General features: G+C 72.9%; 16 protein-coding genes. 11 read left to right on the top strand and 5 right to left on the bottom strand.

Going from position 1 to position 17,810, the window contains the following annotated elements:
* Nucleotides 1–10: 10 nt before the first annotated feature.
* The 4 genes from afsR to ACZ5WG_RS17900 all read left to right on the top strand — a co-directional run bounded on the left by afsR (nt 11) and on the right by ACZ5WG_RS17900 (nt 5,273).
* Entirely contained in the window at nt 11–3,223 is a 3,213-nt protein-coding gene (gene afsR, locus ACZ5WG_RS17915) for an SARP-family global regulator AfsR (protein ID WP_468724183.1), read from the top strand.
* 173 nt (nt 3,224–3,396) lie between these two features.
* Nucleotides 3,397–3,624 (top strand): hypothetical protein, encoded by a 228-nt coding sequence (locus tag ACZ5WG_RS17910; protein ID WP_468724181.1) that lies wholly within the window; start codon nt 3,397–3,399, stop codon nt 3,622–3,624.
* Nucleotides 3,625–3,912: 288 nt separating this feature from the next.
* Nucleotides 3,913–4,641, top strand: a complete 729-nt coding sequence (locus ACZ5WG_RS17905) for a class I SAM-dependent methyltransferase (RefSeq protein WP_468724179.1) — start codon at nt 3,913–3,915, stop codon at nt 4,639–4,641.
* 59 nt (nt 4,642–4,700) lie between these two features.
* The gene (locus ACZ5WG_RS17900; RefSeq protein ID WP_468724177.1) at nt 4,701–5,273 is read left to right on the top strand and encodes a Uma2 family endonuclease; all 573 of its coding nucleotides are present in this window, start codon (nt 4,701–4,703) and stop codon (nt 5,271–5,273) included.
* A 21-nt stretch (nt 5,274–5,294) separates the two neighbouring features.
* Here ACZ5WG_RS17900 and ACZ5WG_RS17895 read toward each other — a convergent pair whose 3' ends face one another.
* Nucleotides 5,295–6,908, bottom strand: coding sequence for a FadD3 family acyl-CoA ligase (locus ACZ5WG_RS17895; RefSeq protein WP_468724175.1), 1,614 nt, complete (start codon nt 6,906–6,908; stop codon nt 5,295–5,297).
* A gap of 86 nt (nt 6,909–6,994) precedes the next feature.
* Here ACZ5WG_RS17895 and ACZ5WG_RS17890 point away from each other — a divergent pair, with 86 nt between their 5' ends.
* The 3 genes from ACZ5WG_RS17890 to ACZ5WG_RS17880 are packed head-to-tail and all read left to right on the top strand — an operon-like array spanning nt 6,995 to nt 9,418.
* Nucleotides 6,995–8,146 (top strand): lipid-transfer protein, encoded by a 1,152-nt coding sequence (locus ACZ5WG_RS17890; RefSeq protein ID WP_328621180.1) that lies wholly within the window; start codon nt 6,995–6,997, stop codon nt 8,144–8,146.
* Nucleotides 8,147–8,159: 13 nt separating this feature from the next.
* Nucleotides 8,160–8,645, top strand: a complete 486-nt coding sequence (locus ACZ5WG_RS17885) for a Zn-ribbon domain-containing OB-fold protein (protein WP_468724173.1) — start codon at nt 8,160–8,162, stop codon at nt 8,643–8,645.
* Nucleotides 8,642–9,418, top strand: a complete 777-nt coding sequence (locus ACZ5WG_RS17880) for an enoyl-CoA hydratase/isomerase family protein (protein ID WP_468724172.1) — start codon at nt 8,642–8,644, stop codon at nt 9,416–9,418. The genes ACZ5WG_RS17885 and ACZ5WG_RS17880 overlap by 4 nt, the downstream gene beginning before the upstream one ends.
* 19 nt (nt 9,419–9,437) lie before the next feature.
* Here ACZ5WG_RS17880 and ACZ5WG_RS17875 read toward each other — a convergent pair whose 3' ends face one another.
* Complete coding sequence (locus ACZ5WG_RS17875; protein WP_468724170.1) at nt 9,438–9,923, bottom strand: hypothetical protein; 486 nt, start codon at nt 9,921–9,923, stop codon at nt 9,438–9,440.
* A gap of 252 nt (nt 9,924–10,175) precedes the next feature.
* Between ACZ5WG_RS17875 and ACZ5WG_RS17870 the strand changes: the two genes are divergently transcribed.
* From ACZ5WG_RS17870 to ACZ5WG_RS17860, 3 genes are read left to right on the top strand one after another with little or no spacing between them, the layout of a single operon-like run.
* Nucleotides 10,176–11,483, top strand: coding sequence for a hypothetical protein (locus ACZ5WG_RS17870; protein ID WP_468724168.1), 1,308 nt, complete (start codon nt 10,176–10,178; stop codon nt 11,481–11,483).
* Nucleotides 11,484–11,521: 38 nt separating this feature from the next.
* The gene (locus tag ACZ5WG_RS17865) at nt 11,522–12,019 is read left to right on the top strand and encodes a hypothetical protein (protein ID WP_468724167.1); all 498 of its coding nucleotides are present in this window, start codon (nt 11,522–11,524) and stop codon (nt 12,017–12,019) included.
* Nucleotides 12,020–12,021: 2 nt separating this feature from the next.
* Entirely contained in the window at nt 12,022–12,531 is a 510-nt protein-coding gene (locus ACZ5WG_RS17860; protein WP_468724165.1) for a hypothetical protein, read from the top strand.
* Between the two features lie 100 nt (nt 12,532–12,631).
* Here the strand turns inward: ACZ5WG_RS17860 and ACZ5WG_RS17855 are convergent, their stop codons facing one another.
* The 3 genes from ACZ5WG_RS17855 to ACZ5WG_RS17845 form a co-directional block, all read right to left on the bottom strand.
* The gene (locus tag ACZ5WG_RS17855; RefSeq protein ID WP_468724163.1) at nt 12,632–13,126 is read right to left on the bottom strand and encodes a peptidylprolyl isomerase; all 495 of its coding nucleotides are present in this window, start codon (nt 13,124–13,126) and stop codon (nt 12,632–12,634) included.
* A gap of 56 nt (nt 13,127–13,182) precedes the next feature.
* Nucleotides 13,183–15,606, bottom strand: a complete 2,424-nt coding sequence (gene afsK, locus ACZ5WG_RS17850; RefSeq protein WP_468724161.1) for a protein serine/threonine kinase AfsK — start codon at nt 15,604–15,606, stop codon at nt 13,183–13,185.
* Between the two features lie 289 nt (nt 15,607–15,895).
* Nucleotides 15,896–16,696, bottom strand: a complete 801-nt coding sequence (locus ACZ5WG_RS17845; protein ID WP_468724159.1) for a VOC family protein — start codon at nt 16,694–16,696, stop codon at nt 15,896–15,898.
* A 365-nt stretch (nt 16,697–17,061) separates the two neighbouring features.
* Between ACZ5WG_RS17845 and ACZ5WG_RS17840 the strand changes: the two genes are divergently transcribed.
* A complete protein-coding gene (locus ACZ5WG_RS17840; RefSeq protein WP_266628310.1) occupies nt 17,062–17,709 on the top strand; it encodes a TetR family transcriptional regulator in 648 nt (215 codons plus the stop codon).
* Nucleotides 17,710–17,810: the final 101 nt, after the last annotated feature.

Genomic DNA, 17,810 nt, shown 5'->3' with positions numbered 1-17,810 from the left:
GGGACGACAGATGGACGGCATACCGGCCATCCCGCACCAGCGGAACCACCCCGAGGCAGCCCGGCGCCACTCCGCTGCCGCGCCGGACGCCACGGCCGGGGCCCGGCCCGGCAGCCCCACCGCCGCGGTGGACCCGGCAGCCGCTCCGCCCGCCGCCCCGGACACCGCCGCAGGCGCTCCGGCCGTCGTCCCGGCCGGCTCCGCACCGAACACCCCTGCCGTCGAGGAGGAGTTGAACACGACCGGCTCCGAGCCCCGGACACCCGCTGCCGCCCCCGCAACCGCCGAGGCGCAGCCCGGTCCCGCCCCCACCGGCACCCGCTTCGCCGTCCTCGGGCCCATCCGCGCCTGGCGCGGCAGCGAGGCACTGCCCTCCGGCACCCCCCAGCAGCGCGCCCTGCTCGCCGCACTCCTGCTGCGCGGCGGCCGCACCGCCACCGCGCCCGAGCTGATCGACGCCATCTGGGGCGAGGACCCGCCGCAGCAGGCCCTCGCCACCATCCGTACGTACGCCTCCCGCCTGCGCAAGGTCCTCGCGCCCGGCATGCTCGTCAGCGAGTCCGGCGGCTACGCCATCCGCACCCCAACCGGCGCCCTCGACCTCGGCATCGCCCGCAGTCTCGCCGCCGACGCCGACCAGGCCCGTACCGCCGGTGACCGCACCCTCGCCCGTACGCTGCTCGCCCGCGCCCTCGACCTGTGGGACGGCGAACCGCTCGCCGGGGTCCCCGGACCGCACGCCGAGACCGAGCGCACCCGGCTCGCCGAGTGGCACCTCCAGCTGCTGGAGACCCGCCTCGACCTCGACCTCGAGCTCGGCCACCACGCCGAGGCCGTCTCCGAGCTCACCGCCCTCACCGCCGCGCACCCGCTGCAGGAACGCCTGCGCGAGCTCCTGATGCTCGCCCTGTACCGCAGCGGCCGGCAGGCCGAGGCGCTCGCCGTGTACGCCGACACCCGCCGGCTTCTCGCCGACGAACTCGGCGTCGACCCCCGGCCCGAACTCTCCGCGCTCCAGCAGCGCATCCTGCGCGCGGACGCCGAACTCGCCCGCGCCGAAGACCCGGCCCCGGCCGCCGCGCCCGCACTTGTGAGGCCCGCCCAATTGCCCGCCACCGTCGCCGACTTCACCGGCCGCGCCACCTTCGTCAACGAGCTCGGCGAGATCCTGTCGGGCGTCGGCGGCCAGGTCATGGCCGTCTCCGCGCTCGCCGGGATCGGCGGCGTCGGCAAGACCACCCTCGCCGTGCACGTCGCGCACGCCGCCCGCCCGCACTTCCCCGACGGCCAGCTGTACGTCGACCTCCAGGGCACCGAGCCACGGCCCGCCGAGCCCGTCGCCGTCCTCGGTTCGTTCCTGCGCGCCCTCGGCACCCCCGACACGGCCATCCCGGACACCGCCGCCGAGCGGGCCGCGCTGTACCGCTCCACGCTCGACGGCCGCCGCGTCCTGGTCCTGCTCGACAACGCCCGCGACGCCGCCCAGGTCCGCCCGCTGCTGCCGGGCACCGCGGGCTGCGCCGCCCTCGTCACCAGCCGGGTCCGCATGGCGGGCCTCGCCGGGGCCCATCTCGTCGACCTCGACGTGATGAGCCCCGAGGAGGCCCTCCAGCTGTTCACCCGGATCGTGGGCGCGGAGCGGGTCGGCGCCGAGCGCCAGGCCGCCCTCGACGTGGTCGGCGCCTGCGGCTTCCTGCCGCTCGCCATCCGCATCGCCGCCTCCCGGCTGGCCGCCCGCCGCACCTGGACGGTGTCCGTCCTCGCCGCGAAGCTCGCCGACGAGCGCCGCCGCCTCGACGAGCTCCAGGCCGGCGACCTCGCCGTCAAAGCCACCTTCGAGCTCGGCTACGGCCAGCTCGAGCCCGCCCAGCAGCGCGCGTTCCGCCTCCTCGGCCTCGCCGACGGGCCCGACATCTCGCTGGCCGCGGCAGCCGCCGTACTCGACCGGCCCGAGCACGACACCGAGGACCTCCTCGAAGCCTTAGTGGACTGCTCCCTCCTCGAATCGGCCGCGCCCGGCCGCTACCGCTTCCACGACCTCGTACGCCTCTACGCCCGCGCCTGCGCGGACCGCGACGAGCAGCCGCCGAGCGGGCGGGACGCCGCCCTGGACCGGCTGCTGGACTTCTACCTCGCCACCGCCTCGGCGGTGTACGCGGTGGAGCGCCCCGGCGACCGGCTCCCCGCGCACCTGTCCGCCACCCACTACCCCGGCCTGCGCTTCGCCGAGCCGCGCGCCGCCCTGGACTGGCTCTACGCCGAGGCCGACCCGCTGCTGGCCTGCGTCCGGCAGGCCTCCGTACGCTCGACCGGGCAGGGCAGCGTGGTCGACGTGCTGCGCCGTTCCGTCGACCTCCTGTGGGCGGCCAAGGACCTCGCCGAGTCGGGGGCCAACTCCAAGCAGTACGAGTCGGCCGCCGTGGCCCTGCGCGACGCCGCGCACGCCGCGAAGGACCCGCACGCGGAGGGCCGGGCCCGGACCACCCTCACCAACGTCCACCTGGTCGCGGGCCGGTTCGACGAGGCCGACGACGAGGCCCGGCAGGCGACGGTCCTGGCCCGCGAGGCCGGCGACCCGCTGCCCAGCTGCTGGGCGCCCAACGACCGCGGGATCATCGCCCTCTACCAGGGCCGGCACGCCGACGGCGAGCGGTACCTGCTGGAGGCCATCGAGAACTTCCGCGCCGACGGCAACCACATCGGCGAGGCCAGCGCGCTGTGCAACCTCTCCCGGATCCACGTCGAACTGGGCCGGCTGACCAGCGCCATCGACCTCGCCGAGCAGGGCATCGCCATATACGACCGGATGGGCCTGACCCTGCGCCTGGCCAACGGCCGCTACGCGCTGGGCATCGCCCTCACCCAGGCCGGCCGGCTCGGTGAGGCGCAGGCGCAGCTCACCGAGGCGCTCTCGCTGTTCCACGACAACCGGCAGCCGCTGTGGGAGGGCGTGACGCACTTCCGGCTCGCCGTGGCCCACCTGGCCGCGCACCGGCCCACGCTGGCCGCCGCGCACGCCGAGCAGGCCATCGCGCTGCGCGGGATCGGCGGGGAGTGGCGCCGGGCGACCGTGCTGACGGTGCTGGGCAAGGCGCTGCGCAGGCTGGGGCAGCGGGACCGGGCGCGGGTCTGCTGGCGGGATGCCGAGGTCGTCTTCAAGCAGCTGAAGTCGGCCGAACTGGCCGAGGTCCAGGCCCTGCTGGCTTCGGAGATCGCGGCCTGAGCTGCGCCGATGGGCGGATGAACGAGGCATTCATCGTTCGTTTATCGCCGCCCGCCACGATAGGTACATCGACTCACCGCGTCGGGGGGCGCGAGAGTCGGCTGGAGGACCGCCCGTTCGGCGGTCCGCGGGGGAATCGCCGAACGGGCCCGACCCATCCATCAGGAGAGCCGATGACGACGAACGAGAACATCCTGCCGAACGAGGGCGACATCAGGCCGCTCGACAACCACGCGTCGGGTATCGAGATCAAGCCGCTCGACGACGGCCTTGCAGCGGGCGTCGACATCACGCCGATGGACAATCACGCCTCCGGCATCGAGATCAAGCCGCAGGACAACCACGCTTCGGGCGAGGACATCGTGGCGATGGACAACCACGCGTCCGGTCCGCGTCCGTAAGACGTCCCACGGGGGATAGCGGGGGACGGGGGGGCCGGTTCCACGGGGGATACGGGGGACCGGTACCAACGGGGGGATCACGGGGGATCACGGGGGATCACGGGGGGATTCGGGGGAACCCGCCGTGGTGAACGGGGGAGCACGACCCGCTGGGGTCACGGGGGACCCACGGGAGCAAGACCAACGGGGGAGCACAACAAGGACGGCGGTCGCGGTGGCCCGGAGGGGGAGCCACCGCGGCCGCCGTCGCATACCCCTGTCCGGGCCTCGTCTCACTAGGCTGGGACCGTGTTCACCTCACAGGGACCCACCGTCCGCGAGCTCGCCGTCCAGGCCCTCTCGTCCGTCGAGCGCGGGTACGACCTGCTCTCGCCCAAGTTCGACCAGACCCCGTTCCGCACCCCCGACCGCATGCTCGACGCCGTCGAGGAGACGCTCGCCCAGCGGGAGGGGTCCTTCGGGGCCGGGCTCGACGTGTGCTGCGGGACCGGCGCCGGGCTCGGGATGCTGCGGCGGCTGTGCCGGGGCCGCGTGACCGGGGTGGACCTGAGCGCGGGCATGCTGGCCGAGGCCGCGCGGGCGCACCCCGACGAGCGCATCGACCTCGTACGGGCCGACGCGCGGGCGCTGCCGCCCGAGCTGGCCGGCTCGTACGACCTGGCCGTCAGCTTCGGGGCCTTCGGGCATTTCCTGCCGGCCGAGCGGCCCGCCCTCTTCTCCGGCGTGCACGCCGCGCTGCGCCCGGGCGGCCTCTTCGCGTTCCCGATCGGGGCTCCGATCCCGCCGACCTCACCCGTGTGGTGGGCGGTGACCGGCTTCGACGCCGCGATGCGGGTGCGCAACGCCGTGTGGCGGCCGCCGTTCGTCATGTACTACCGGACCTTCCCGCTGGGCGGCGTCCGCGCCGACCTGCACGCGGCCGGCTTCACGGTGGAGACCGCCCCTCTGGAGCACTTCGGCCGCCGCCCCGACGGTACCCCCCGCTGGCGCCTCCTCCTGGCCCGGAAACCCGGCTAGAGCACCGGTAGGAAAGCGCGCGGCCCATTGGGCTGGCACAGCATTCTCTGGAGGACACCATGGCAGCCGAGCTTCCCGAATGGATGCTCCCGCCCCGCCCGAGCGGCTGGGAAGCGGACGACCTCGACCACTGGCCCCAGGCCCCCCGGCACACCGAGCTCATCGACGGAGCGCTGATCTTCAGGGTGTCCCCGCAGCGGTCCTGGCACTCCCGGCTCGTGCAAAAGCTGACCGCCAGCCTGGAGCAGGCCGCGCCCGACGGCATCGAGATCGAACGGGAGATGACCGTCCGCCTCGACAAGAGGAGCCGTCCGGAACCGGACATCCTGGCTGCGACGGTCGCCTACGACCCCGACCGCACCCGCTACCTCCCCGACGAGGTCGTCCTGGTGATCGAAGTGGTGTCCGAGGAGTCTGCGGACCGCGACCGCTCCATCAAGCCGTTCAAGTACGCCCAGGCCGGGATCCCCCACTTCTGGCGTGTCGAGGACGAGGCGAGCGGACCCGCCGTCCACGTGTACGAGCTGGACACGGTCACCCGGTCGTACGTTCCCACCGGGATCCACCGTGAGTGGCTCAAGGTGGCGGTCCCGTTCCCCGTGGCCATCGACCTGGGCACGCTCGTCCCCTGATCGACCCGGTAGGGGCAGGGGTCAGCCGGTGCGGAGTTCGCGCTTCAGGACCTTTCCGCTCGCGTTGCGCGGGAGTTCGGCGACGAATTCGACCTCGCGCGGGACCTTGTAGTTGGCCATCTCCCGGCGGGACCAGGCGATCAGGTCGTCGGCGGTGAGGGTGGAGCCGGGGCGGCGTACCGCGTAGGCCTTGCCGACCTCGCCGAGGCGGGGGTCGGGGACGCCGACGACGGCGATGTCCGCGATGTCCGGGTGCAGGCCGAGGAGTTGCTCGATCTCGGCGGGGTAGGCGTTGAACCCGCCGACGATGAACATGTCCTTGATCCGGTCGGTGATGCGCAGGTTTCCGTCGGTGTCGAGGACCCCGACGTCGCCGGTGCGCAGCCAGCCGTCGGGGGTGACCGCGGCGGCGGTCTCGGCCGGGTCCTCGAAGTAGCCCTGCATGACGTGGTGGCCGCGGACCCACACCTCGCCCGCCGTGCCGGCGAGCTGGGCGTACCCGTGCTGGTCGGCGATCTTCACCTGGGTGCCGGGGATGGCCCGTCCCGAGGTCGAGGCGATGATGTCGGCCGGGTCGCCGCGCCGGCACATCGTGACGATGCCGCTGGCCTCGGAGAGCCCGTACGCGGTGAGCACGGTGGAGATGTGCAGTTCGCCGCGCAGCCGCTCGACGAGCCGGAGCGGGACGACGGCGGCGCCGGTGACGACCAGGCGGAGGGCGGACAGGTCGTGGTGGGTTCGCTGGGGGTGGTCGAGGAGCGACTGGTGGAGGGTGGGCGGGCCGGGGAGCACGGAGATCCGCTCGGCGGCGATGTTGGCGAGGACGGTGTCCACGTTGAAGACGGGCTGCGGGACCATCGTGGCCCCGCGCATCAGGCAGGCGATGATGCCGGCCTTGTAGCCGAAGGTGTGGAAGAAGGGGTTCACGATCAGGTAGCGGTCGCCCTCGCGCAGGCCGGCGAGCTCGCTCCAGACGTCGTAGCAGCGCAGGGACTGGGCGTGCGTGATGACGGCGCCCTTGGGGCTCCCGGTGGTGCCGGAGGTGAAGATGATGTCGGAGGGGGCCTCGGGGCGGATCGACTCGGCGCGCTCGCGCACGGTCTCGGCGCTGACGCCGTCCCCGCCGGCCAGGAAGTCCTTCCAGGTGCGGAAGTCCTGGGGGGCGTCCTCGGTGAGGACGACGATCTGCTCGAGGTGCGGCAGCCCGGGCAGCGGGCCGCGGCCGCCCTCCCCTTCGGCGGCGGCCCTGCGCAGGGAGGCGACGTACGAGGTGCCGAGGAAGGTGCCGGTGACGAACAGGAGCCTGGCCCGGCTGCGCCGCAGGACGTAGGCGGCTTCCGAGCCCTTGAAACGGGTGTTGAGGGGGACGAGGACGGCGCCCGCCGAGACGGCGCCGAGCGCGGAGACGATCCACTCCAGGGTGTTGGGGGCCCAGACGGCGACGCGGTCCCCCGGCTCGATCCCGGCGGCGATGGCGGCGGCCGCGGCGCGCTCCACGCGCTCGCCGAGCTGCGCGTAGCTGATGCGGACGCGTCCGTCGACGACGGCCTCGCGGTCGGCGTACTGCCCGGCCGCCGCGCGCACCAGTCCGGCGATGCTGCCCCAGCGCAGATCCCCCCGCACGTCTTCGCTCATCGCACACCCCTCCCGGTAGCTGACTATCCGTCAGATTAGCTGTAGCCTTCGCGGCTGTCAGTACTGGTGCAGCCCCGGAGGTGGCGATGGCGGCAACACTCAAGGACGCTACGGCGATAGTCGGGATCGGCCAGACCGCCTTTGCCAAACGGCTCCCGGAGTCCGAGAAGGAATTGGCCTGCCGCGCGATCCTGGCCGCCCTCGCGGACGCCGGGATCGCCCCTGCCGAGGTCGACGCCTTCTCCTCCTACACGATGGAGGAGACCGACGAGGTCGAGGTCGCCAAGGCCATCGGCGCCGGCGACGTCACCTTCTTCTCCAAGATCGGCTACGGCGGCGGCGGTTCCTGCGCCACCGTCGGCCACCTCGCAGCCGCAGTCGCCACCGGCCAGGCGAGCGTCGGCGTCGCCTGGCGCTCGCGCAAACGCGGCTCCGGCCCGCGCCCCTGGAAGAACACGGCCGTCCAGCTGCCCACCCCCGGCCAGTGGACCCGCCCCTTCGGGCTGCTGCGGCCCGCCGACGAGATCGGCATGCTCGCCCGCCGGTACATGCACGAGTACGGCGCCACCCGCGACCACCTCTTCAACGTCGCCATGGCCTGCCGCAACCGGGCCAACGAGAACCCGGCCGCGATGATGTACGAACGCCCGCTGACCCGCGAGATGTACATGACCGCCCGCATGATCAGCGATCCGCTCTGCCTCTTCGACAACTGCCTGGAGACCGACGGGGCGCTGGCCTGCGTCATCGTCTCCGCCGAGCGGGCCCGCGACTGCCGCCAGAAGCCCGTCTACGTCCACTCGGTCGCCCAGGGGCTGCCCGCCCAGCACCACGGCATGGTCAACTACTGGAACGACGACCCGCTGTCCGGCCCCGCCTGGACCGCCGCCCGGCACCTGTGGAAGCAGGCCGACTTCGGGCCCCAGGACGTGGACGTGGCCCAGATCTACGACGCCTTCACCCCGCTGATCCCGCTCTCCCTGGAGGGCTACGGCTTCTGCGGGCGCGGCGAGGGCGCCGCGTTCACCGAGGGCGGGTCCCTGGAGATCGGCGGCCGGCTCCCGATCAACACCGGGGGCGGCGGACTGTCCGAGGCGTACGTGCACGGCTTCAACCTGATCAACGAGGGCGTCAAGCAGCTGCGGGGCGTCTCCACCGCCCAGGTGCCGGACGCCGCCACCTGCCTGGTGACCGCGGGCGAGGGTGTCCCGACGTCCGCGATCCTGCTGCGAGCCTGAGGAGCGAGCGACCATGACGACGACCCCGGCACCGGCCACGGACCCTGCCCCTGCCCCTGCCCCTGCCGACCAGCTGCTCCTGCCCGTTCCCGACGAGGACGGCGCCCCCTTCTGGGAGTACGCGGCCCAGGGCGAACTCCGCGTCCAGGCCTGCACCGCCTGCGGCCGGCTCCGCTTCCCGCCCAGACCCTGCTGCCCGCACTGCCAGTCGTTCGACTCCGAGTGGCTGCCGATGAGCGGCCGCGGCCGCATCTGGTCCTGGGTACGGCCCCACCCGCCGCTGCTCCCCGCGTACGCCGCGCAGGCCCCGTACAACGTGATCCTCGTGGAGCTCGCCGACGCCCCGCACATCCGGCTCGCCGGGAACCTGGTCGCCTCCCCCGGTGCCGCGCTGAACTCGGTGGACCCGGCCCGGCTGCGCATCGGCGCCCGGGTCCAGGTGGTGTTCACCGAGACCGGCGGGATGACCGTGCCGCGCTGGGTACTGGAGAAGCCGTGACGGTACGGGTGGAGCGGGACAAGGAGGCCGGGGTCGCGGTCGTCACCCTGGACCGGGAGCGCAGGCACAATGCGATCGATCTGGCGACCGCTGCCGAACTGACCGAGGTGTGGCGGGAGTTCCGGCATGCGGAGGACGTCCGCGCGGTGGTGCTGACGGGAGCCGGACCGGCCGCCTTCTGCACGGGCATCGACCGCGGCGTCCGCGTACCGCAGCCCGCTTCCCCCTACTCGGTCGACGACCCGCTGCTGTCAGTCGGCCCGAAGGCGAACGACCTGTGGAAACCGGTGGTCGCCGCCGTCAACGGCATGGCGTGCGGCGGGGCGTTCTACCTGCTGGGCGAGTCGGAGTTCATCGTCTCCTCCTCGGCCGCGACGTACTTCGACCCGCACACGACGTACGGGATGGTCAGCGCGTACGAGGCCGTGTACATGGCGCAGCGGATGCCCTTCGGGGAGGCCGCCCGGATGTCCCTGATGGGAACGGCCGAGCGGCTCTCCGCGCAGCGGGCGTACGAGATCGGCCTGGTGTCGGAGCTGACGGCGCCCGAGGAGCTGCTCCCGGCGGCGCTGCGGGCGGCGCAGACCCTGGCCGGGTACCCGACGGAGGCCGTGCAGGGCACCGTACGGGCCCTGTGGTCGGCGAAGCAGGCGGCGCTGCAGCAGGCGCTGGCCCAGGCCCCGGCGCTGATCTCGCTGGGGAACCTTCCGCCGGAGCGGCAGGCGGACCTGTTCACCGGGCGCCGGGCGGCCCCGGAGCCGCGGGTGCGCTGAGCGGCGACGGCGACGGCGGCTAGTCGATCCGGCCGACGACGCAGGTCTTCACGTCCGCGGCCTTGTCGTCGTGGATCATCGGGGCGGTGACGGTCTGGGTCTCGCGGGCCTTGAGCGTGACGCGGACGGAGGTCCGGTCGACGATGCCGTTCGCGCTCTCGAAGGTCAGCGGGACGTCGACGGTGCGCTGCTTGTCCACGTCGGAGGTCACCCTCAGGACGGCCTTCGGGCTGCCGGGGCCGGCGCAGGAGACGACCTGGGCGTGTGCGGACGGGCCGGCGCTCTTGCCGGGCGACGGCGTCGACTTCCCGCCGCCGTTGCTGTTGTTGCTGTTGTTGTTGCTGTTGTAGCTGCTCTTCTTCTTGGAGCTGGAGCATCCGCCGCCGCCGCCGCTGCCCTTGCTCTTCCCGCCGTGCCCGCCGTGCCCGCCCGACGAGAAGCCCGTGAGCGCGCATACGACGGCGACGAGCACCGCGGTGAACCTGATACGACGTCCGGCCACCATGGCCCGGCCCCCTCCCCTGACGACGGCGGGCCACGCTATCACCGCCGTGCGCGCCGGGGCACGGGGCTGCATGGCGCACCACGTGCAGGAAACGTGAGGGCCCACCCGGTGCTTGGCCCGCCCACAGTTGCCATGCATATGATCAAAGCCGGCCAACGGGGAGGCGCACCATGTCCGGTTCCTTGCGGCGCAGTCGAACGTGAAGACGTGTAGAAGCTGTGAGGGGATCCGGTGCTGACCTACTACGAAGTCATGACCACGGACCTGGGCCTGCTGACGACGGCCGCCGCCAAATGGGAGGAGATGGCGGGTGAGCTGAAGAAGGTCGAGACCCGCTACGCCGACTCCGTGCAGAAGATCACGCTCGGCGGGGAGACCTGGAACGGTGTCAGCCAGCAGACCGCCCATACGAACTTCGCGGCGACCCGCTACGAGTACACCGCCGCACAGGCCCAGGCCAAGGCGATCGGGAGCCTGCTGCGCGACGCGCACGAGAAGTTCACCGATCTGAAGAAGAAGCTGGAGAGCGCGCGCGACGACGCGATAGCCGCCGGCATGACCGTCTCCGAGCAGGGACGCGTCGCGTTCGACTACGCGAAGCTCACGCCTTCCGAGCGCAGCGCCTACCACCACGACCCCGACGGCCAGAAGGCGATCGGCGAAGCCGTCGGCAAGTGGCAGCAGCACATCGACGACCGGGTGAAGGCCGTCGCCGAACTCGACCAGAACGTCAAGACCGCCCTCAGCGTCGCCGTCATCGACAGCAACCGGGACGCCTTGGGCAAGGGCGACGACGAATCGCTCACCGGGTTCAACCGCTACGCCGAGGGCGACCTGGACAAGGCCCCCAAGAAGCTCCCCGATTCCCCGTTCAGGCCCAAGGGGGACGACGGCTTCAGCTTCACCGGACCCGACGCCGGCATGAAGCTCACCGGCACCAAGTACGGCAAGGAGGGGTCGATCAAGCTCTACGCCGACCTCTTCCACATGACGTACAAGGGTGAGTACAACAACGGGGCGCTCACGCTCGGCGGGCTCGACGACATGTACCTGGGAGCCAGGGCCACCGCGAACTACGGCTTCACCGACAAGGGCCTCACCGCCAAGGTCGAGGCTTCCGCGGGCATCCGGGCGATGCTGGAGGGGCACGCCAACTACGGGGTCGTCGGCGGCTACGGGCGCTTCGAGGGATTCGCGGGCGGCGAGGCCTCCGCCAGCGCCACGCTGAACAAGGAGGGCTTCAACGGCGGCTTCAAGGCGTTCGCCGGCGAGAAGGGCAGCGTCGCCGCGGGCGGGGAGGCAGCCGGGCTCGGCGCCGGCGCCACGGCCGAGGGCTGGTACGGCGCGGGCGCGGAATTCAAATGGGACCTCGGCAAGGGCGAGGACGGCAAGTACCACTTCGGCGGCAAGGCGGGCCTCGCCCTCGGGGTCGGCGGCGCCGTCGGAGCCGAGTTCACGGTCGATCCGGGCAAGGTGAAGGACGCCGCGGTCGACGCGGCCGACTGGGTGGGTGACACGGCCGGCTCCCTCAAGAGCGAAGTCACCAGCTGGCTCCGCTGATCGACCGACGTACTCCCCCTGTGGAAGGAAGGCCTGAAATGCCCACGACCCTGCCGGTGCCGATCGAGTTCAGCCTGCCCGAACGCTGGCAAGCCGCCCCTCCGGACGAGGTGGGCGCTCCGGGCGTGGCGTTCATCGCGCTGTACGAGCAGCCGGACGACGGGTTCACCGCCAACATCACCGTCGACGGGGACTTCCGCCCGGACGGGGCGACGCTGACCGACATGGGTGACGAGTCCGTGGACCGGCTGCGCGAGGCCGCCGAATCGGTGGTGGTGACCAGCCGCCGCGAGCTCGGCTCCGAGGCCTCGCCGGGTCTGGCCCAGCGGCTGACCCTGTCGGCCGTCGGGGGCGGCGTGCGCCGCGACCTCGTCCAGTCCCACGTCTACCTGGCCGTGCTGGACCTCGAGGACCGGCACCGGCGTGCGGTGATCCGGCTGATCCTGACCTCGACCGCGGCGCAGGAGGACGACGTCGTGGGCGACTTCCAGGAGTTCCTGCGCACCGTCAGCCTCGACACCGGGGCGGGGGCCTAGCGATGGGCCGCCTCTGGGACAAGTACATGGGCACCGTGCGTGCCGACGCGAGTGCCTCCGCGATCCCCACCATGGAGCTGCGGGCCGCGCTGCTGGCGCTGAACGGCACGGGCGTGGTGTTCAGCGTGCGCGAGGCGGGCGCCGGAGGCGCCGATCTGGTCGCGGACTGGAAGGTCATGGAGCCCGCCACCGGCTCCGGCATGAGCCGCCGGCAGGTGGAGCGGACCTTCAAGGTGTGGATGCGCCTGCTCCCCCAAGAGCGCGAGGTACGGGCCATGGACGAGCAGTGGGCGGTGACCCGGGCCGGCAGCCCGCCCGGCCGGACCGTCCAGCGCGAGCACGGCCGCGGCCCGATCCGCCACGTGCAGAAGCAGTGGACCTTCGAGCGCGACGCGGAGGGCCGCCGCCGGAAGGTCGAGTCCTTCCGCCTGGACACCCGCGACCTGAAGGACCCGCTGCGCAAAACGGTCCTCGGCGCGGGCTGGACCTGGCACGGGGTCCACAAGCTCTGACGCCCGCCGCCCCTGTCCGCGTACGCGGACATGGCGGCGGCCCCGGCCCCCGGTGAGGGGGCGGGGCCGACCAGCCGGTACGGCGGTGGTGCGGGGTGGATCAGGCCTCGACGACGCCCGAGTCGGCGATCTCGATCTTGCCGCGGGTGGCGCCCGAGGGGGTGCCGAGCTTCTCGATCGCGTCGACGAGCTCGGAGCCCTCGACGACCTCGCCGAAGACGACGTGCTTGCCGTCCAGCCACGGGGTGACGACGGTGGTGATGAAGAACTGCGAGCCGTTGGTGTTGCGGCCGGCGTTCGCCATCGACAGCAGGTACGGGCGGTCGTGCTTCAGCGTGAAGTTCTCGTCGGCGAACTTCTCGCCGTAGATGCTCTTGCCGCCGGTGCCGTTCTGGTTGGTGAAGTCGCCGCCCTGCAGCATGAACTGCGGGATGACGCGGTGGAACGGCGAGCCCTTGTAGCCGAACCCGTGCTGGCCGGTGGCCAGCTCGCGGAAGTTCTTCGCGGTCTGCGGGACGACCTCGTCGAAGAGGTTGAAGACGATGCGACCGGCGGGCTTGCCGTCGATGTTGATGTCGAAGTAAACGTTGCTCATGGGGTCCATCCTGTCACTCCCGGTACTGCGCGCGACCCGGAGGGGCCCGAAAACCCTCACCCGGCCGTACGGGTCCCCGTTCCCTTGGCGGCGTCCAGCGCGTACACGCAGCGGTCCTTGCTGCATGCGTAGAGCACGCCCGCCTCGGCCACCGGGGCGCCCGTGATCTCCCCGCCCGTGGCCAGCTTCCAGCGCAGCTGGCCGCCCGCCGCGTCCAGGGTGTACAGGCAGTGGTCGGCGGAGCCGAAGTGCACCCGGCCGTCCGCGACCGCCGGCGGGCCGGTGATCTCGCCGCCCGCGGCGAACCGCCACTTCGGGGTGCCGGTGACCGCGTCGAGCGTGTACAGCGCGCTGCCCGCGCCCAGGTGGACGTTGCCGTTGGCCACCAGCACCGGGTCCGAGGAGGGCCGCGGCTCGGTGGCGATGCGCCAGCGGTCGTTGCCGGTGGCCGCGTCCAGGGCGTAGACGGTGCCCAGGTAGTCCGCGAGGTAGACCCCGCCGCCCGTGACCGCCGCGCCGGGCGCGAAGGCAGGGGCGGCCAGGAAGACCGCGGGCGCCTCGAATTGCCAGCGGACCCGGCCCGAGGCCCGGTCCACGGACAGCACGCGGGTACCGGCGGCGATGTAGACGTTGCCGTCCGGCGCCGGAGTGACCCGGACCGGGACGTTGCCGCAGGAGGCCGCGTCGCCGACCGGGTACGACCAGGCCTCGCGGCCGCTGCGGGCGTCCAGGGCGCGCAGCCGCGCGTCCTGCCACACGTACACCGTGCCCTCGTGCAGGACGGGGGCCGCCTCCGGGGTCTCGAAATCGCTCTGGGCGCCGGTCAGCTCCCACAGCTTCTGGCCGCTGGACGCCTCCCAGGCCTGTACGCCGCCCCCGCGCGTGGCGGTGACGACCGTGCCCCGGTCTGCGCGCAGGGCGTACACCCAGGCGTCGGTGTTCAGCCGCCACCGCTCGGAGCCGTCGGAGGCGTCGAGCGCGTAGAGGGAGGGGCCGTCGGAGGCGTGGATACGGCCGTCCGCGACGGCCATGGACCAGGCGACGTCGCGGGTCTTGAACTGGCGGCGGCCGCTGGCCACGTCCAGCGCGTGCACCTCGAAGGAGGTCACGTAGAGCAGGTCTCCGGCGACGGTCGGGGTGCCCCAGACCTCGTTCGACATGCGGAAGCGCCACGGCCGCCAGCGGCCGCTGTCCGGGGCCGGGCCCGGGGACGGCACCACGGCCGAAGCGGCGGAGGAGGCCGGGGCGGGGCCCGGGGCGGCCGTCACACCGCCCGGCGGGCGGACCCAGCCGGTCGCCGAGTCCGCGGCGGACGCGTGCGCGGCGGACGCCGAGGCGCTCGCGCGCGGCCCGGGCCCGATCGGCACCGGGGAGCCGCCGAGGCGGACCGGCTCGCCGGACGGCGCAGGGGACGGCGCGGGGGACGTCGGCCTCGGCGGGTGCTGCGGGCGCTGCGGCACGGCCTGGCCGGTCCGCGGGTCGACCCACGGGTCGGCGCCGCCGCGCGGCTCCCGGCGGTGCGTGGCGGCCTCGGCGGCGCGCCCCGCAGGACGGCCGGGCGCGGGGACGGGCGCGGCCGCCGTACGCTGCCCCGCCCTGCGGGCCTCGATCATCGCGACGGCCCGGCCCGGCAGCCACGCCGAGGCGGTGCCGCTGTCGTCGCCGCCGTCGAAGAGGTGCGGGGCGAGCTGCGCCTGCAGGTCGGCCGGGGTCGGGCGCTGGGTGGCGTCCATCTGCATGCAGGAGTCGATCAGCGGCCGCAGCTCGTCCGGGAGCCCCTCCAGGTTGGGCTCGTCGCGCAGCAGCATGAACACCGTCTCCACCGGGTTGGCCCCGTGGTACGGCGGATGCCCGGTCGCGGCGAAGACGAGAGTGGAGCCGAGCGAGAAGACGTCGCTGGCGCCCTTGACGCTGCGCGAGTCCTTCGCCTGCTCGGGCGACATGTACGCGGGCGTGCCGACGGCGACGTTCGTCATGGTCAGGCGGGTGTTCGAGACGCCGCTCGCGATGCCGAAGTCGATCACCCGCGGGCCGTCCTCGACGACGAGCACGTTGGACGGCTTCAGGTCGCGGTGGACGAGGCCGGCCCCGTGGATGGACTGCAGGGCCTCGGCGATGCCGGCGGCGAGCCACCGTACGGCCTGGGCGGGCATCGGCCCGCACTCGTTGACGATCTCCTCCAGGGAGGGCGCCGGGACGTACGCGGTCGCCAGCCACGGCACGGCGGCCCGCGGGTCGGCGTCGACCACGGCCGCGGTGTAGAAGCCGGACACGGCGCGCGCCGCCTCCACCTCACGGGTGAAGCGGACCCGGAACAGCTGGTCCTCGGCGAGCTCGGTCCGCACCGTCTTGATCGCCACCCGGCGTCCGGATGCCGACCGTGCGAGATAGACCAGCCCCATGCCGCCGGCGCCGAGCCGTCCCAGCACCTCGAAGGGGCCGATCCGTCTCGGGTCGTGCTGCGTCAGCTGCTCCACCACTCGCCTCACACCTCCCCGTACGGGCCTTTGCCGGGCCCGCTCCTTCGAACAGCACGCCACCTGCACGCGCGCCGGCACGGCGGTCGGCCCCGTGCAGCGTCTCACCCCGGGCGCCGCCCGGGGTCGCGCAACCCCGATTCTGTCAGGCCCGCGCCGGGGCCGTGTCGTCACAGTCCGGGCGGGGCGGACGGACGTACGGCGGACGGACGACGGAGGGCGGACGTGGGGCGGACGTGGGGCGGACGACGTACGACGCGGCGCAGGCCCGGCCGCCCGTGCCCGGCGGCCGCTACTCCATCGGCCCGGTACGGGACTCCGAGAGCAGCGCGAACACCGCGCCCTGGTTGTCGGCGACGACCGCGATCCGCCCGTACGGCGTGTCGAAGGGGTCGGCGGTGACGCGGCCACCGAGCCGCTTCACCATCGCGACGGACTCGTCACAGTCCGGGACGGCGAAGTACACGAGGAAGTGCGCCGGCATGATCTCCGGGAACGCGTCGGTGATCAGGCTGCGCCCCATCACGGCGGTCTCCGCGCCGGGCCGGCTGCCGGGCGGGGACCACAGGCGGTACTCGACCCCCGTGCCCGCGTCGTCCTGGTCCTCGGGGACGTAGCCGAAGACGTTGGCGTAGAACACGTCGACCGCGTCGCGGGCCCGCGTGTAGACCTCGCTCCAGCAGTACGTGTACGGCTCCTGCTGGGCCTCGAAGCCGTGGTGGGTGCCGGGCTGCCACAGGCCGAAGACGGCCCCGCCGGGGTCGGCGGCGAGCCCGGCGGCGCCGTACGGGCCCACCGGCTGGGGGTCCATGACCATCTGGCCGCCGGAGGCGCGGATGCGGGCGGCGCACGCGTAGGCGTCGGAGGTGTAGAGATAGATCCCCCAGACGGTGGGCATGCGGCCGTCGGGTTTGGGGGCGAGGGCGGCGACGTTGCGGCCGCGGCTGTAGGCCTGGGTGTAGCCGCCGTACTCGGGGCCGGCGCTGCCGCCGAAGGTCCACCCGAAGAGCTCACCGTAGAAGCGCTTGCCCGCCTCGACGTCCGGAAGCGAGGCGTCCACCCAGCAGGGTGTGCCCTCCGCGAATGCGGCCATGGCCCGTTTCCTTCCGTTGTGCCCTTTGCCCCCTGCCCCTCAGCCATGATCTGCCCGAAAACTTGTCCACAGCCTGTTGACAAGACTAATCGGGGGATACCGAGAGGAAGCGGTCGGGTCACCCGGGCGGGCGTCCGCTCGGATTTCGCACCGGATCCGCCCCGGATCCGCCCCGGATCCGCCCGGGACGCACCCGGAACCGGCACCTCCTCGGGGCCCCGCCTGCCCGGATTCCGCGCGGATCCCGGCCGGAAACGGCCACCCGGGAGTGCCCGGGGTGCGAGCTTCGCCCAGGCCAGGCGTCGCGTAACCCCATTTGCAGGCGGCCGAATCGCGCGCAGATCACCCCTCGGTAAGCTGACGGCATGACAGGACAAGTACGCACCGTCGACGGCCGCGTTGCCGGCCGGCGCGGTCAGGCGACGCGGCAGAAGCTGCTCGACTGCCTCAGCGAGATGCTCAGCTCCTCGCCGTACCGCGACGTCAAGGTGATCGACGTCGCCCGCAAGGCCGGCACCTCCCCCGCGACCTTCTACCAGTACTTCCCGGACGTCGAGGGCGCCGTCCTGGAGATCGCCGAGCAAATGGCCACGGAGGGCGCACAGTTGACTGCGCTCGTCGAGGGCCGCAACTGGGTCGGCAAGGCCGGCTGGCAGGCCGCCGAGGAACTCGTCGAGGGATTCCTGGACTTCTGGCGGCGCAACGACGCGATCCTGCGGGTCGTCGACCTCGGCGCGGCCGAGGGCGACAAGCGCTTCTACAAGATCCGCATGAAGATCCTGAACTCCGTCACCAACTCCCTCACGGAGTCGATGAAGGAGCTCCAGGCCAAGGGCAAGGTCGACAAGGACATCAGCCCGGCGGCGATGGCGGGTTCTCTGGTCGCGATGCTGGCCGCGGTTGCCTCGCACCAGAAGGGCTTCCAGACCTGGGGCGTCAAGCAGGCCGAGCTCAAGCCGAACCTGGCGCTGCTCGTCCACCTGGGCATCACGGGCAAGAAGCCGACCAAGTAACGGCGGACCCTCCCCGGGGTCCGCCACCCTCCCCACGCCGTTCTCCCCCGCCCCCTCCCTTCCCCTACCTCCCCCTTCTCCTCCCTCTCCCCCTCGGCTGC

This window comes from Streptomyces sp. NPDC032745 (assembly GCF_055579465.1).
The sequence above is the reverse complement of the archived record's forward strand: the minus strand, read 5'-3'. Positions and strand labels throughout refer to the sequence as shown.

Coding starts and splice junctions, on each gene's coding strand:
- afsR (WP_468724183.1), top strand. CDS start 11: ATGGACGGCATACCGGCCATCCCGCACCAGCGGAACCACCCCGAGGCA.
- ACZ5WG_RS17910 (WP_468724181.1), top strand. CDS start 3,397: ATGACGACGAACGAGAACATCCTGCCGAACGAGGGCGACATCAGGCCG.
- ACZ5WG_RS17900 (WP_468724177.1), top strand. CDS start 4,701: ATGGCAGCCGAGCTTCCCGAATGGATGCTCCCGCCCCGCCCGAGCGGC.
- ACZ5WG_RS17895 (WP_468724175.1), bottom strand. CDS start 6,908: ATGAGCGAAGACGTGCGGGGGGATCTGCGCTGGGGCAGCATCGCCGGA.
- ACZ5WG_RS17890 (WP_328621180.1), top strand. CDS start 6,995: ATGGCGGCAACACTCAAGGACGCTACGGCGATAGTCGGGATCGGCCAG.
- ACZ5WG_RS17885 (WP_468724173.1), top strand. CDS start 8,160: ATGACGACGACCCCGGCACCGGCCACGGACCCTGCCCCTGCCCCTGCC.
- ACZ5WG_RS17875 (WP_468724170.1), bottom strand. CDS start 9,923: ATGGTGGCCGGACGTCGTATCAGGTTCACCGCGGTGCTCGTCGCCGTC.
- ACZ5WG_RS17870 (WP_468724168.1), top strand. CDS start 10,176: ATGACCACGGACCTGGGCCTGCTGACGACGGCCGCCGCCAAATGGGAG.
- ACZ5WG_RS17865 (WP_468724167.1), top strand. CDS start 11,522: ATGCCCACGACCCTGCCGGTGCCGATCGAGTTCAGCCTGCCCGAACGC.
- ACZ5WG_RS17860 (WP_468724165.1), top strand. CDS start 12,022: ATGGGCCGCCTCTGGGACAAGTACATGGGCACCGTGCGTGCCGACGCG.
- ACZ5WG_RS17855 (WP_468724163.1), bottom strand. CDS start 13,126: ATGAGCAACGTTTACTTCGACATCAACATCGACGGCAAGCCCGCCGGT.
- ACZ5WG_RS17845 (WP_468724159.1), bottom strand. CDS start 16,696: ATGGCCGCATTCGCGGAGGGCACACCCTGCTGGGTGGACGCCTCGCTT.
- ACZ5WG_RS17840 (WP_266628310.1), top strand. CDS start 17,062: ATGACAGGACAAGTACGCACCGTCGACGGCCGCGTTGCCGGCCGGCGC.